14 protein-coding genes are annotated in these 11555 nt (G+C 72.3%); 4 read left to right on the forward strand and 10 right to left on the reverse strand.

The window, feature by feature from the left end; all coding sequences use genetic code 11:
- Positions 1-71: 71 nt before the first annotated feature.
- From ACGFIM_RS09820 to ACGFIM_RS09835, 4 genes are read right to left on the reverse strand one after another with little or no spacing between them, the layout of a single operon-like run.
- Positions 72-629 (reverse strand): hypothetical protein, encoded by a 558-nt coding sequence (locus ACGFIM_RS09820; protein ID WP_393197412.1) that lies wholly within the window; start codon positions 627-629, stop codon positions 72-74.
- 5 nt (positions 630-634) lie between these two features.
- The gene (gene htpX / locus ACGFIM_RS09825) at positions 635-1537 is read right to left on the reverse strand and encodes a zinc metalloprotease HtpX (RefSeq protein WP_393199700.1); all 903 of its coding nucleotides are present in this window, start codon (positions 1535-1537) and stop codon (positions 635-637) included.
- 1 nt (position 1538) lies between these two features.
- A complete protein-coding gene (locus tag ACGFIM_RS09830) occupies positions 1539-1817 on the reverse strand; it encodes a hypothetical protein (protein WP_393197415.1) in 279 nt (92 codons plus the stop codon).
- Positions 1814-2641 carry a PspA/IM30 family protein gene (locus tag ACGFIM_RS09835; protein WP_393197417.1) on the reverse strand — a complete coding sequence of 276 codons (828 nt, stop codon included), beginning with the start codon at positions 2639-2641 and terminating at the stop codon, positions 1814-1816. The genes ACGFIM_RS09830 and ACGFIM_RS09835 overlap by 4 nt, the downstream gene beginning before the upstream one ends.
- Before the next feature lie 153 nt (positions 2642-2794).
- On the opposite strand from ACGFIM_RS09835, the gene ACGFIM_RS09840 reads away from it, so the two are divergent.
- Complete coding sequence (locus tag ACGFIM_RS09840) at positions 2795-3385, forward strand: DUF3043 domain-containing protein (protein ID WP_393197420.1); 591 nt, start codon at positions 2795-2797, stop codon at positions 3383-3385.
- Positions 3386-3399: 14 nt separating this feature from the next.
- Here the strand turns inward: ACGFIM_RS09840 and ACGFIM_RS09845 are convergent, their stop codons facing one another.
- On the reverse strand, positions 3400-4407 hold the full coding sequence (locus ACGFIM_RS09845; protein WP_393197423.1) for an SMI1/KNR4 family protein: 1008 nt from the start codon (positions 4405-4407) through the stop codon (positions 3400-3402).
- A gap of 57 nt (positions 4408-4464) precedes the next feature.
- Between ACGFIM_RS09845 and ACGFIM_RS09850 the strand changes: the two genes are divergently transcribed.
- The gene (locus ACGFIM_RS09850; RefSeq protein ID WP_393197426.1) at positions 4465-5463 is read left to right on the forward strand and encodes an aldo/keto reductase family protein; all 999 of its coding nucleotides are present in this window, start codon (positions 4465-4467) and stop codon (positions 5461-5463) included.
- A gap of 75 nt (positions 5464-5538) precedes the next feature.
- On the opposite strand, the gene ACGFIM_RS09855 is transcribed toward ACGFIM_RS09850, so the two are convergent.
- Positions 5539-5745: a hypothetical protein gene (locus ACGFIM_RS09855; RefSeq protein ID WP_393197430.1), complete on the reverse strand. Its 207-nt coding sequence runs from the start codon at positions 5743-5745 to the stop codon at positions 5539-5541.
- 691 nt (positions 5746-6436) lie between these two features.
- Here ACGFIM_RS09855 and ACGFIM_RS09860 point away from each other — a divergent pair.
- Entirely contained in the window at positions 6437-7432 is a 996-nt protein-coding gene (locus tag ACGFIM_RS09860) for a bifunctional adenosylcobinamide kinase/adenosylcobinamide-phosphate guanylyltransferase (protein WP_393197433.1), read from the forward strand.
- A gap of 54 nt (positions 7433-7486) precedes the next feature.
- Here the strand turns inward: ACGFIM_RS09860 and ACGFIM_RS09865 are convergent, their stop codons facing one another.
- Positions 7487-8287 carry an ABC transporter ATP-binding protein gene (locus ACGFIM_RS09865; RefSeq protein WP_393197436.1) on the reverse strand — a complete coding sequence of 267 codons (801 nt, stop codon included), beginning with the start codon at positions 8285-8287 and terminating at the stop codon, positions 7487-7489.
- A gap of 34 nt (positions 8288-8321) precedes the next feature.
- Between ACGFIM_RS09865 and ACGFIM_RS09870 the strand changes: the two genes are divergently transcribed.
- Entirely contained in the window at positions 8322-9137 is an 816-nt protein-coding gene (locus ACGFIM_RS09870; RefSeq protein ID WP_393197439.1) for an adenosylcobinamide-GDP ribazoletransferase, read from the forward strand.
- Positions 9138-9159: 22 nt separating this feature from the next.
- Here ACGFIM_RS09870 and ACGFIM_RS09875 read toward each other — a convergent pair whose 3' ends face one another.
- The 3 genes from ACGFIM_RS09875 to ACGFIM_RS09885 are packed head-to-tail and all read right to left on the reverse strand — an operon-like array spanning position 9160 to position 11461.
- A complete protein-coding gene (locus ACGFIM_RS09875) occupies positions 9160-10161 on the reverse strand; it encodes a CPBP family intramembrane glutamic endopeptidase (protein ID WP_393197442.1) in 1002 nt (333 codons plus the stop codon).
- Entirely contained in the window at positions 10158-11114 is a 957-nt protein-coding gene (locus ACGFIM_RS09880; RefSeq protein WP_393197445.1) for a hypothetical protein, read from the reverse strand. Before ACGFIM_RS09880 ends, ACGFIM_RS09875 begins: the two co-directional genes overlap by 4 nt.
- Entirely contained in the window at positions 11114-11461 is a 348-nt protein-coding gene (locus ACGFIM_RS09885) for a GntR family transcriptional regulator (protein ID WP_393197448.1), read from the reverse strand. Before ACGFIM_RS09885 ends, ACGFIM_RS09880 begins: the two co-directional genes overlap by 1 nt.
- Positions 11462-11555: the final 94 nt, after the last annotated feature.

Raw genomic sequence — 11555 nt, forward strand, 5'->3', positions numbered from 1 at the left:
ATCACTCGGTGCGATAGTCGCAGATGAGCGCCCCTGCGGATGAGTCCCCGTGGCCCCGCGGCCCCGCAGCCTCAAAGGCCCGGAGCGCCCCACACCGGGAACCAGCGGCCGAGATCCTTCTCCAGCGGCAGCTCCCCCTCCAGCGCGCCCCTCGCCTGAAGTTCGAGCGCGTTGTCGCGCTTCTCCCCCGGCAGCGGCGCGAACGGGTAGAAGGTGCCGCGCTTGTACAGGTAGACGACGGCGAGCCGGCCGCCGTCCTGCCGGGCGAACGACACCAGCGAGCACAGCAGCGACGGGCCGAACCCGGCGCCCTCCAGCGAGGAGTTGACCGCGTGCAGCTCGGTGACCAGGTCGCTGAGCGCCTCCGGCGGTCGGCGTACGAGCAGCCAGGTGTAGCCGTAGCCGTCGGACGACCTCTCGACGCGATCGCCCAGCAGCGCCTGGACGTCGCGTTCGAGACTGGCGAAGGCGCCGCCCTCGGCGGCGCGGAAGGCGACGGAGCCGAGCCCGGTGGGCGTGAGACCGGTCGCCGCCTGCAGCGTCACCGCCGCGGACGGCAGCGCGAACAGCGCGTCGAGATTCGGCTTGACCGGCTTCGTCCGGCCGAGCAGCGCGTCGAGCCAGCCCATGGTTGTCAGCCCCTTCCGAGCTGGCGGGAGATGCCGGCCAGTTGCTCCAGGCGGCGCTCCAGCGGCGGATGCGTGGAGAACAGCGCGGCCAGCGTAGCGCCCTTGGCCAGCGCGGGCGCGAAGTAGAAGGCGTTGAACGGCTCCGCCTCGCGCAGGTCGCGCGTCGGGATCCTCGCCATGTCGCCGGACACCTTGGTCAGCGCGCTGGCCAGCGCGGACGGGCGCTGCGTGAGCAGGGCGCCGGCCCGGTCGGCGGCCAGCTCGCGATAGCGCGACAGGGCCCGGGTGAGCAGGAAGCTGACGGCGTACACGACGACGGACACCAGCAGGATGATGACGCCGACGGGCAGCCCGCCCTGGCCGCCGTTGCGGCGGCCGCCGAGCCCCGTGTAGAGGGCGAACCTGGTCATCAGCCCCGCCACGATGCCGAGGAACGAGGCGATGGTCATGACGGCGACGTCGCGGTGCGCGACGTGGGACAGCTCGTGGGCGATCACGCCCTCCAGCTCCTGCGGCTCGAGGCGGCGCAGGATGCCGGTGGTCACACAGACCACCGCGTGCTTCTGGTCACGCCCGGTGGCGAACGCGTTGGGGACGTCGGACTGCGCGATCGCCACCCGCGGCTTGGGCATGTCGGCCAGCGCGCAGAGCCGGTCGATCATGCCGTGCAGCTCGGGCGCCTCCTGCGGCGAGACCTCCCGCCCGTGCATCGCGAACAGGGCGATGCGGTCGGACAGGAAGTACTGCACCAGCAGGAAGGCGCCCGCCAGCACCAGCACGGTCAGCGCCTGAGCGCCGAGGGCGATCAGCACGCCGACGAACACGACGTAGAGCAACCCCAGCAGGAACAGCGTCACGACCATCCGGCGGGTGAGGCCGGGATCGGACGCGAACCGCGTGCTCACGATGTCAGCCCGGGATGAGGCCCTGGTCGCCCAGCATCTCCCGGACCTCCTCGATCGAGGCGTCCGCAGGGGGAAGGATCAGCTCTGACGGCTCAAGACTGTCGTCGGGTAGCGCCTTGCCCACCTGGCGCACCTTGTCGAGCAGCGCGTGCAGCTTGACGCGGAAGGCCTTCTCGTCGCTCGCGTCGATGGCCGCTTCGAGCTCGGAGTCGAGTTCGTTGAGTACGGCGATGTCGTCGGCGGAGATCTCCACCTGACCCTCGCCCATGATCCTGACGATCATGCGCCCTCCCCAGGCTGACGGTACTGCTGGGTGGGGCCGGCCTGCTGCTGCGGCTGGGCCTGCGGCTGGGGCTGCGCCTGCTGCGGCGCCTGGCCCTGCTCGATGGCCTGCTGCGGCGCCGGGCCCTGGCCCAGCTCGGCCTTCATCCTGGCCAGCTCCAGCTCGACGTCCATGCCGCCGCCCATGCGGTCGAGCTCGGCCTGGATGTCGTCGCCGCGGGTGCCGCTGAAGTCGTCGAGCGCGCCGCTGGCGAGCAGCTCGTCGATGGCGCCGGCGCGGGCCTGCATCTGCGCCGTCTTGTCCTCGGCGCGCTGGATCGCCAGGCCGACGTCGCCCATCTCCTCGGAGATGCCGGAGAACGCCTCGTTGATGCGCGTCTGCGCCTCAGCGGCGGTGTAGGTGGCCTTGATGGTCTCCTTCTTCGTACGGAAGGCGTCGACCTTGGCCTGCAGCCGCTGCGAGGCCGTCGTCAGCTTCTCCTCCTCGGCCTGGAGGTTGTCGTGCTGGACCTTCAGATCGGCGATCTGGGCCTGCAGGTTGGAGCGCCGCTGCAGCGCCTCGCGGGCCAGGTCCTCACGGCCGACGGACAGCGCCTTGCGACCCTGGTCCTCCAGCTTCCTCGCCTGGTTCTCCAAGCCGGTGATCTGCAGCTCCACCCTCTTGCGCGAGGTGGCGACGTCGGCCACCCCCCTGCGCACCTTCTGCAGCAGTTCGAGCTGCCGCTGGTAGGAGTAGTCAAGGGTCTCGCGCGGATCCTCCATCTTGTCCAAGGCCTTGTTGGCCTTGGACTTGAAGATCATCGAAAGTCTCTTCATAACGCTCATGCGCGTCGGCCGTCCCCTTCTAGGTCGTGCTGGTGTACATCCCGATGCAGCGCAGCCGCCTTGGGATTACCCTACGCATAACGCACGAGGGCGTCACTAAGTTGCACTCCAGGTAGGGTTGACGTCGTGTTGCGACGCCGTTCCCAAACCTCTGTGGACGACACCCCCGTCCCCGTCGACGATCCTAAGCCCCAGGGTAAAGGTCGTCCCACACCCAAGCGCCGGGATGCCGAAGGCAGGCGGCGCCAGTACGTCTCCGCGCCGAAGGACCGCAAGGAGGCGTACCGGCAGATGCGTGCCAAGCAGGCGGCCGAGCGGGAAAAGGTCCGTCAGGGCATTCTCGCCGGTGACGAGAGATATCTGCCTGCCCGCGACAAGGGTCCCGCGCGCAAATTCGCGCGTGACTGGGTCGACTCCCGGCGGCTGCCGAGTCAGTATTTCCTGCCGTTCTCGCTAGTGATCCTGCTGGCCACGTGGATTCCGTGGCCGATGTCGATCCGCGCCCAGGTGCTGGGCTACGTCGTGACGATCGGCTGGCCGATCATGATGCTCGGCGTGCTGCTCACCTCGGTCTACGTGGCCTTCAAGGTGAAGAAGCTGGTGGCCGAGAAGATGCCGAACGAGAGCGTCAAGGGCGTGGGCTTCTACGCGGCCATGCGGGCGCTGCAGATCCGCAAGCTGCGCTTCCCGCCGCCGAGGGTGCAGGTCGGCGGGCAGCCGGTGCCGGCCAAGACCAAGAAGTAACGGCACGGGCCGCCCTAGCCGGCGTACTCCCAGCGCAGCACGCCTCGCCTCACCGCGGGCCGCAGGCCGTCGAACTCCGTCCCGTTCTCCAGGGCGTCGGCGACGGCCCGCATGAGCGCGTGGAACGACGGCAGGCGCCGTCCCATGCCGGTGATCCCGTCGTCCCAGCCGACCGAGCCGTCGGCGGAGTCGACCACGGCGTACGGGGCGGAGCCGTTCTCCCTGCCGGCGAAGGCGAGGAACGGGATCATCCTGCCGCTCCACGGCTCCATCCAGGGGTCGTCCCCGGTGTCGGTGTGGTTCCACCTGCACTCCGCGCGCCAGGTGTCCCTGATCTCGCGGATGGGCAGGTTCGACGCCCCGCCGGGGCCCGCGACGAATCCGAAACCGGCGGCGCCGTTGTGGCGCAGCAGCGAGGCCCGCAGGTCGTCGGGGAAGCGCAGCCCCATCTGCGCCTCGGCGATCGCGATCGTGCGCGCCCTGCCCGGTCCGCCGAGCGTGCGGTACGTGCGGGGCGCGTTCGTCTTCAGCCACCGCTCGATGCGCCGCCACTGGCGGTTCACCGCCCGCCTGACCTGGGGGTCGATCGGGCGGATCGTCACCGCGCGGCCCGCCGTCCCCGTGCCGAGCGCGGGCGCGCAGTACGGGTCGGGCCGCGGGGCCGGCTCAGGCGTGACCGTCGGGGCCGTCGTGGCCGGCTCAGATGTGGCCGTCGTGGCCGGCTCGGCGGTGCGCTCCGCCGCCGCGATCGACGCGCTCTGGCGCTCCCGCCGGACCCGCTCGTGCCCGTCCGAAGCGCCGGACGAGGGCGCCAGCGCGGCCGCGAGCACCACGGCCACGATCGCCGCGACCGCCGCCCAGACCGGCCACACCCGCACGCGGCGCTCCGGACCGGCCGGCCACGGCGCCGGTGCGGTCCGCTCCGCGTCCGGCCTGGCGGGCATGCGGGCGCGACGGCGCAGCCGGACCGCGATGGCGGTGAGGATCGCGGCGGTGAGCGCCAGCCGTACGAGCTTCAGCACGTCGCGCACCCTATCCCGAATCAGATCATCCGATGTATGGCTATTAGAGTCGGACGCATGGAATTCCGACACCTTGGCCGCAGTGGTCTCATGGTCAGCGAGATCAGCTACGGCAACTGGCTCACCCACGGCTCTCAGGTCGAGGAGGACGCCGCCAAGCAGTGCGTCCAGGCGGCGCTCGACGAGGGCATCACCACGTTCGACACCGCCGACGTCTACGCAGGGACGAAGGCCGAGGAGGTGCTGGGGCGGGCCCTGAAGGGTGTGCGCAGGGAGTCGCTGGAGATCTTCACCAAGGTCTACTGGCCGACCGGCCCCGGTAAGAACGACCGCGGCCTGTCTCGCAAGCACATCTTCGAGTCGATCCATGGCTCGCTCCGCCGCCTGCAGACCGACTACGTCGACCTCTACCAGGCGCACCGCTTCGACTACGAGACGCCGCTCGAGGAGACGCTCAAGGCGTTCGACGACCTCGTACGCCAGGGCAAGGTCCTCTACGTCGGTGTCAGCGAGTGGACCGCCGACCAGATCGCCCGCGCTCTGAAGATCGCCGACGAGATGGGCTTCGACCGGATCGTGTCCAACCAGCCGCAGTACTCCATGCTGTGGCGGGTCATCGAGTCCGAAGTGGTGCCGCTGTGCGAGAAGGAGGGCGTCGGCCAGATCGTCTGGTCGCCGATCGCTCAGGGCGTGCTGACCGGTAAGTACGTGCCCGGCCAGCAGCCGCCGGAGGGCTCCCGGGCCACCGACAAGAGCGGCTCCGCCATGATCGCCCGCTTCATGCGGGACGACGTGCTGACCCGCGTTCAGGAGCTCAAGCCCATCGCCGCCGACCTGGGCCTGTCCATGGCTCAGCTGGCGGTCGCCTGGGTGCTGCAGAACCCGAACGTCTCCAGCGCCATCGTCGGAGCCACCCGCCCCGAGCAGGTGCGCGACAACGTCAAGGCGGCGGGCGTCAAGCTCGACGCCGACGTGCTGAAGAAGATCGACGACGTGCTCGGCGACGTGGTCGAGCGCGACCCGTCCAAGACGGTGAGCCCGGCCACCCGGCCGTAGCTCCCGTACGAGGAAACCCCTTGAGCCGTACCTCCGCTCAAGGGGTTTCCGCATATTCCCGGTATTCCCGCCGCCTTATTCCTGGCGCAATGACAATCCCGTGTACTCCACGCGGTCCTCCTCGAGCAACGCGACCTGCTCGACACCCGCCTCGAGCAGCTCACGCCAGTTCTCGCCGAGCCAGGACTCGGCGTCGGCCTGGCTCGGGAAAACCTCTCGCGGCAAAGAGCGGTCCGTCACCTCAGCGCCACGCGCGTTCTCATAACGCCATCGCCATGTCATGCCACACGCTCCTTATCCGCGGCTTCGCCGGCACACCCTCCGCAGGCACTGCGAACCCTACCTTCGACCTTTCCCCACCGACCGGCCTCGCGCGCCTCTCACGTGAGGAAGGTGACGCCTTCGCCGGGCGCAATCCTCGCAAGCACCACGAACCCGGCCCCGAACCCCTCCCCACCGACCTACCCCACGCCCCCTCCGCGCGAGGAAGGGCACCGCCCCCCGCGGCCCCTCGCGCGAGAAGGGCGGCGCTTCGCCGGGTGCAGCCTCCGCGGGGACAGCGCGCGTCCGACTCCCGCTTCTCCCCCGCCGACCCGCCCTGCGCGCATTTTCGTGCGGGGGAGCGGCCGGCCGTCCTCCCGCGCCTTCCGTGTGGGGATGGGGGCCGACCGGCCTCCCACGCGAAGGAGGACCGACCGGCCTCACGTCCGAGACAGGGCCACCCGACCTCCCGTCCAGAACAGGACCGACCGGCCTCACGTCCAGCACAGGACCGACCGGCCTCACGTGTGGAAGGGCCAGCCGGGCGCACGTGGCTCTTGTGTCCGGGCTCACGTGGCTCTTGTGTCCGGGCTCACGTGGCCCTTGTGCGAGGGAGGTGGCGGCGCGGCCTGTGCGGGCGGTGCGGCGCCGCGACACGGGCGTGCGGGACCCGGCGGGGGTGTGCGGCCGCCTCCTTTGTACGCTCGGCGCGGTGAAGGTCCTTCTCACCGGTACGGCCGGGGGCGCGGGCTGGCCGGAGCCCGGCTGCCCGTGCGCCTCGTGCGCCGCGCTGCCCGCCGGTCATCGCCGCCCGTTCGGGCTCGTGGTGGACGGCCGCGTCACGTACCCCTTCCGCGACCTGCCCGCCGGTTACCGCACCTCGGCAGGCGGCCTCGGGCTGGTGTGCCCGGACGGCGGCCGGCTGCTGCATCTCCCCCGGGGCGTCCCCGTGCCCGCGCCGGAGCCCGCCCCGTACGACGTCGTGCTGATCGACCTCCTCGACCGCCCGGAACGTCTCGGGGAGCTGCGCAGGGCCGGCCTGGCGGGCGCGGCGACCACGGTGGCGGCCGTCGGGCTCGACCACCGGATCCGCTCGGAGGACGAGCTGGCCAGGCGGCTGCGGCTGTGGGGCGCGATCGCCGTGCCCGACGGCACGGAGCTGGCCCCGGGGCGGGGCACGGCGGCGCGGATCCCGCGGCGGGCGCTGCTGCTCGGCGGGTCCAGGTCGGGCAAGTCGGCGGAGGCGGAGGCCAGGCTGGCGGCGGAGCCGCACGTCACGTACGTGGCCACGGGCCCCTCCGGCGCGGGCGACGGCGAGTGGGCGGCGCGCGTACGGGCGCACCGGGAGCGCAGGCCCGCGCACTGGGACACCGTCGAGACGACCGACCTTGCGGCGGCGATCCGCACGGCCGCCACGCCGCTGCTGATCGACGGCCTGGGCACGTGGCTGGCGGCGGTGTTCGACGAGCACGGGGCCTGGGAGGGCGACCGCGCCCCGGTGCAGGCCCGCTGCGACGAGCTGGTGGCCGCCTGGCGGCAGGCGCCGCGCCCGCTGGTGGCGGTCTCAGACGAGGTCGGCATGGGCGTGGTGCCGGCGACGGCCGGCGGGCGCGCGTTCAGAGACGCCCTGGGACGGCTCAACGAGCGCCTGGCCGCCGAATCCGAGTACGTGGCCCTGGTGGTCGCGGGCCGCGTGCTCGAACTGTGAGCGAAGCCGCCGGCCGCGCAGCCCGGCCCGGCGGCGGGGGTGGGCAGGCGGCGGTCAGGAGCGGGCGGCGCGGGCGTACCAGCGGCCGTCGATCCTGTCCACCTGGAGCGGCCGCCCGAAGCACTCGCTGAGGAGCCGGGAGGTGAGCACGTCCTCGGCCGGGCCGCCGGCGAGCACCCTGGCGTCGCGCATGAGCAGGGCGTGCGTGGTCGTGGCGGGCACCTCCTCCAGGTGGTGGGTGACGGTCACGGTGGTGAGGACGGGCCGGACGGTGGCGAGGTGCTCGACGGCGCTGACGAGGTCTTCGCGTGCGGGCAGGTCGAGGCCCGCGAACGGCTCGTCGAGCAGCAGCACGGCGGGCTCCGGCATGAGCGCCCTGGCCACCCGGATGCGGGCCCGCTCGCCCTGGGAGCACACGCGGAACGGCCGCTCGGCGAGCTCCTTGCAGCCGAGGTCGGCGAGGAGCCGGTGCGCGCGGTCGTGCTCGGCGTCGCCGTACTTGTCCCACAGCGGGACGCTCGTGCCGGTGTGCCCGGTGAGCACCACCGTTTGGGCGGTCGCCCCCTCCTCCTCCATCAGCTCCTCGTCGACGAGCCGCTGGCTGGAGGCGACCAATCCGATGTGGCGGCGCAGCTCGCGGACGTCGACGCGGCCGAGCCGGTGCCCGAGCACCTTGACCGTGCCCTCGCTGGGGTGGCGCACCGCCGCCGCGAGCGACATCAGCGTCGTCTTCCCCGCGCCGTTGGGGCCCAGGACGGCCCAGTGGTCGCCGTAGTCCACCTGCCAGTCGACGCCCTGGAGCAGGGTCTCGCCCGCGACCTTGACGCCGGCGCCTTGCAGTTCGAGCACGTGCATCCCGCCACCCTAGTGGGCCCTAGGATCGCCCGTTATGAGATCGATGGACGGGCTGCGGTTCGCCGTGGGCACGCTGAGCGTGTTCCCCGTACACGTGGAGCGGGTGGACCGCCGCGTGGCGGGGCGGGCGATGGCGCTCGCACCGGTGGTCGGTCTCGTGTTGGGGCTGGTCGCGAGCCTGCCGCTGGTGCTGCTCAACGGGCGTCCGCTGCTGGCGGCGGCGCTGGCGATCGCGCTGCTGGCGCTGCTGACCCGGGCGCTGCACCTGGACGGTCTGGCCGATCTCGCCGATGGGCTGGGCAGCGCGAAACCCGCCGCCCAGGCGCTCGACATCATGAAAAAGTCGGACATCGGGCCGTTCGGCGTGGTGTCGCTGGTGCTCACGCTGCTCGTCCAGGTCGCGGCGCTCTCTTCCGCGACCCGGCCGACGGCCGGCGTCCTGACGCCCTGCGCCGCGCTGGTGACGGCGTGCCTGGCCGGGCGGCTCGCGCTGACGTGGGCCTGCAGGGAGGGGGTGCCCGCCGCGCGGCCCGAGGGGCTCGGCGCGCTGGTCGCGGGCACCGTACGCCGGCCCGCCGCCGTGCTCGCCACCCTGGCCGCCCTGCTGGTCACCGCCGCGATCGGGTGGCTCGCGACGGTCTCCCAGATGGCGCTCCCCCGGCTCTTCGGGTCGTTCTGGATCTTCGCGCCCGTGGCGGCGCCGGTCGCGCTGCTCGCGGGGCTCGGCGCCGCCCTGCTGCTGCTCGGTCGCGCCAGGAGGCGGCTCGGCGGCATCACCGGAGATGTGCTCGGCGCGCTCGTGGAGACGGCCACGACAGCGGCGCTGGTGGCGTTCGCGCTGCTCGCCTGACGTGCCGCCGGGCCGGGGCCGCTCAGCCCCCGTCGGGGTGACGGGTGGAGCCGGACCCGGTGACCTCCTGCCCGGCCTCGCCGGAGGGCGCCGTCTCATCGGAAGGCGCCGTCTCGCCGGAGATCGCCGTCGCGGGGACGGCGGGATGCGGGACGCCCACCGGGAGGAAGCGGAGCAGCGCCGCGCCCAGCAGCGCCAGCAGCACCCACCCTGCCACGCCGGTGATGCCGGCGAAGATCTCGTTCGGCGGGTCCGCGGCGTCACCGAGCAGCAGGACGGGCCCGGCGACGGCGTTCAGCGACGCGTGGGCCACCACCGCGGGCCACACGCTGCCCGACCGCAACCGCAGCCACCCGATGACCACGCCGGCCAGCGTGCAGAAGCCGATGAACGCGAGCGCCGCCCAGGAGCCGAGCCGTGGGTAGTTGTAGCCGAGCAGGGTGAGCGGGGCGTGCCACAGGCCCCAGATGAGCCCGGAGTAGACGAGGCCCATGACGACGCCGTTGCCGGCGATGAGGCGGGGCAGCAGCCAGCCGCGCCAGCCCCACTCCTCGCCGAGCGCCGGGATCAGGATCTGCACGGGCACCAGCAGGGACGCCAGCACGAGCTGGGTGACGGCCACCCCGGTCATGTCGGCGGGCGGCTCGACGCCGCGGGCCCGCAGCATCTCCGCGAGCAGGCTGAACCCGCCGAGGTCGAGCGTGACCAGGCCGGCGGCGGCGCTGATCCCCATGGCGAGCAGCGTCAGCAGCGGCACGCCGAGCCAGGCGGCGAGCACGAGGCGGCCGGTGCGGCCCCTGCGCTCACCGAGGGTGAGCCCGGTCTCCTTGGCGAACCGGCGGAACGGCGTGCGCGAGACGGCCCACACGCCGAGCACGCCGATCGTGGGGGTGAACATCATCAGCGCGCCCAGCGCCTGCACCTTGAGCGGCGTGCCGAGCCCGTCGCCGAACCACAGCGGCAGCGCGGCGGCCCACGAGAGCCCGAATGCGAGGACGACGTAGACGAGCAGCGGTCTTTTCATGGCTGTGCACGCTCCGCGATGAGGGCGTTGATGAGGGCGGCGCCGCGCTCGGCGTCGTCGATGCTGATCGCGAGCTGCCCACCGGAACGGTAGCGGAGCACGAGGCACTCGCCGCCGCGCAACATGATGGTGGCCGCTCCCGGCACCCCGCGAAAGCCCCAGCCGCCGGTTTCGACGGGCGAGCGCTCCTCGACCCAGGCCGACTCGACGGCCGACAGCTTGATGCGCCGGGCGGGCCAGCCGAACGGGCCGAACCCGATCCTGATCACGCCGTCGCCGACGCGTACGGACAGCGCCATGGTGGAGAGCCCGACCAGGAGGAGGATGACCGCGCCCGGCAGCACCGCGGTCACGAACGACTGTCCCTGGCCGCGCACGCTGAACGCGGCCGTCACCACGGTGACGGCCAAGAGCGCGACGACGGCCCAGGTGAGCTTGCGGTTGACGACCCTGCTCACCCAGACCGCCCGCTGGCCGGTGCGGAGCCTGAGCACGGGCGGCTCCTGGCTCTCCGGGGACGGCTCGTCGGGCTCGCCCTTGGCGAGGACGGCGGCCAGCCCCATGACCGCGAACATGACCGCGAGCACGGCGGGGATGTGCCAGCCCGGCAGCGTGGCGGCCGTCCACTCGGGGGCGTCGAGGTTGGCGGCCAGCGTCGCGACCTGGGCGCCGACCAGCAGCGTGCCCATCCCGAACAGCATCGCCCACCAGGTCATCCTGAGCGTGCGGCGGGCCTGCGCCCGCACGGCGAGCACGAGCAGGACCGCGCCGAGCACCGCCCAGAGAACCGTGACCGTGATGAGGTGTCCCGTGAACGAGTTCGAGCCGTCGGGCAGGGTCCCCGACCAGTGGGTGGCCATCGGATCGGGCAGGCGGTCGCGTACGGCGAAGGCCGGCACGATCAGGGCGGCGGTCACGGCCAGCCACCAGACGGCGGAGACGGCTCGGGGCATCACGTCAATCCCTCCAGGATGGCGATGAGGTCGTCACGGCTGTAGCCGTATCTCTTGGCCTCATCCAGCAGCTCGCGGGCCCGCTGGACGAGCAGCGCACGCCCGTCGGCGCGCCCTGCGACGCTGACGCCACGGCCCCTCCTGAACTCCAGCAGCCCCTCGTCGCGCAGCTCGCGCAGGGCCCGCAGCACGGTGTTGGGGTTGATGCCCAGGGCGCCGGCCAGGTCGCGGGCCGGCGGCAGGCGGTCGCCCTGCCGGTAGGAGCCCTCACCGATGGCACGGCGTATCGCCCCGGCCACCTGCTCGTGGAGCGGCCGGGTGTCGTTGAGGTCGAGCGTCAGCAACATGGTGCCAATGACACTAGCACCATTAATTGACCGGCGCGCGGCTGTGATTCATGGGATGAACCCCTGTTTGTGAGTACGCAGAAACCGTGGATAG

It is taken from the genome of Nonomuraea sp. NPDC049309 (assembly GCF_043196965.1).
In the GTDB taxonomy this organism is placed as follows: Bacteria; Actinomycetota; Actinomycetes; order Streptosporangiales; family Streptosporangiaceae; genus Nonomuraea; species Nonomuraea fastidiosa.

Excerpts from the sequence above, each read along its gene's own strand:
- ACGFIM_RS09875 (WP_393197442.1), bottom strand. The coding sequence starts at position 10,161 with ATGAAAAGACCGCTGCTCGTCTACGTCGTCCTCGCATTCGGGCTCTCG.
- ACGFIM_RS09820 (WP_393197412.1), bottom strand. The coding sequence starts at position 629 with ATGGGCTGGCTCGACGCGCTGCTCGGCCGGACGAAGCCGGTCAAGCCG.
- ACGFIM_RS09880 (WP_393197445.1), bottom strand. The coding sequence starts at position 11,114 with ATGCCCCGAGCCGTCTCCGCCGTCTGGTGGCTGGCCGTGACCGCCGCC.
- ACGFIM_RS09850 (WP_393197426.1), top strand. The coding sequence starts at position 4,465 with ATGGAATTCCGACACCTTGGCCGCAGTGGTCTCATGGTCAGCGAGATC.
- ACGFIM_RS09835 (WP_393197417.1), bottom strand. The coding sequence starts at position 2,641 with ATGAGCGTTATGAAGAGACTTTCGATGATCTTCAAGTCCAAGGCCAAC.
- ACGFIM_RS09830 (WP_393197415.1), bottom strand. The coding sequence starts at position 1,817 with ATGATCGTCAGGATCATGGGCGAGGGTCAGGTGGAGATCTCCGCCGAC.
- ACGFIM_RS09885 (WP_393197448.1), bottom strand. The coding sequence starts at position 11,461 with ATGTTGCTGACGCTCGACCTCAACGACACCCGGCCGCTCCACGAGCAG.
- ACGFIM_RS09865 (WP_393197436.1), bottom strand. The coding sequence starts at position 8,287 with ATGCACGTGCTCGAACTGCAAGGCGCCGGCGTCAAGGTCGCGGGCGAG.
- ACGFIM_RS09870 (WP_393197439.1), top strand. The coding sequence starts at position 8,322 with ATGAGATCGATGGACGGGCTGCGGTTCGCCGTGGGCACGCTGAGCGTG.
- ACGFIM_RS09855 (WP_393197430.1), bottom strand. The coding sequence starts at position 5,745 with ATGACATGGCGATGGCGTTATGAGAACGCGCGTGGCGCTGAGGTGACG.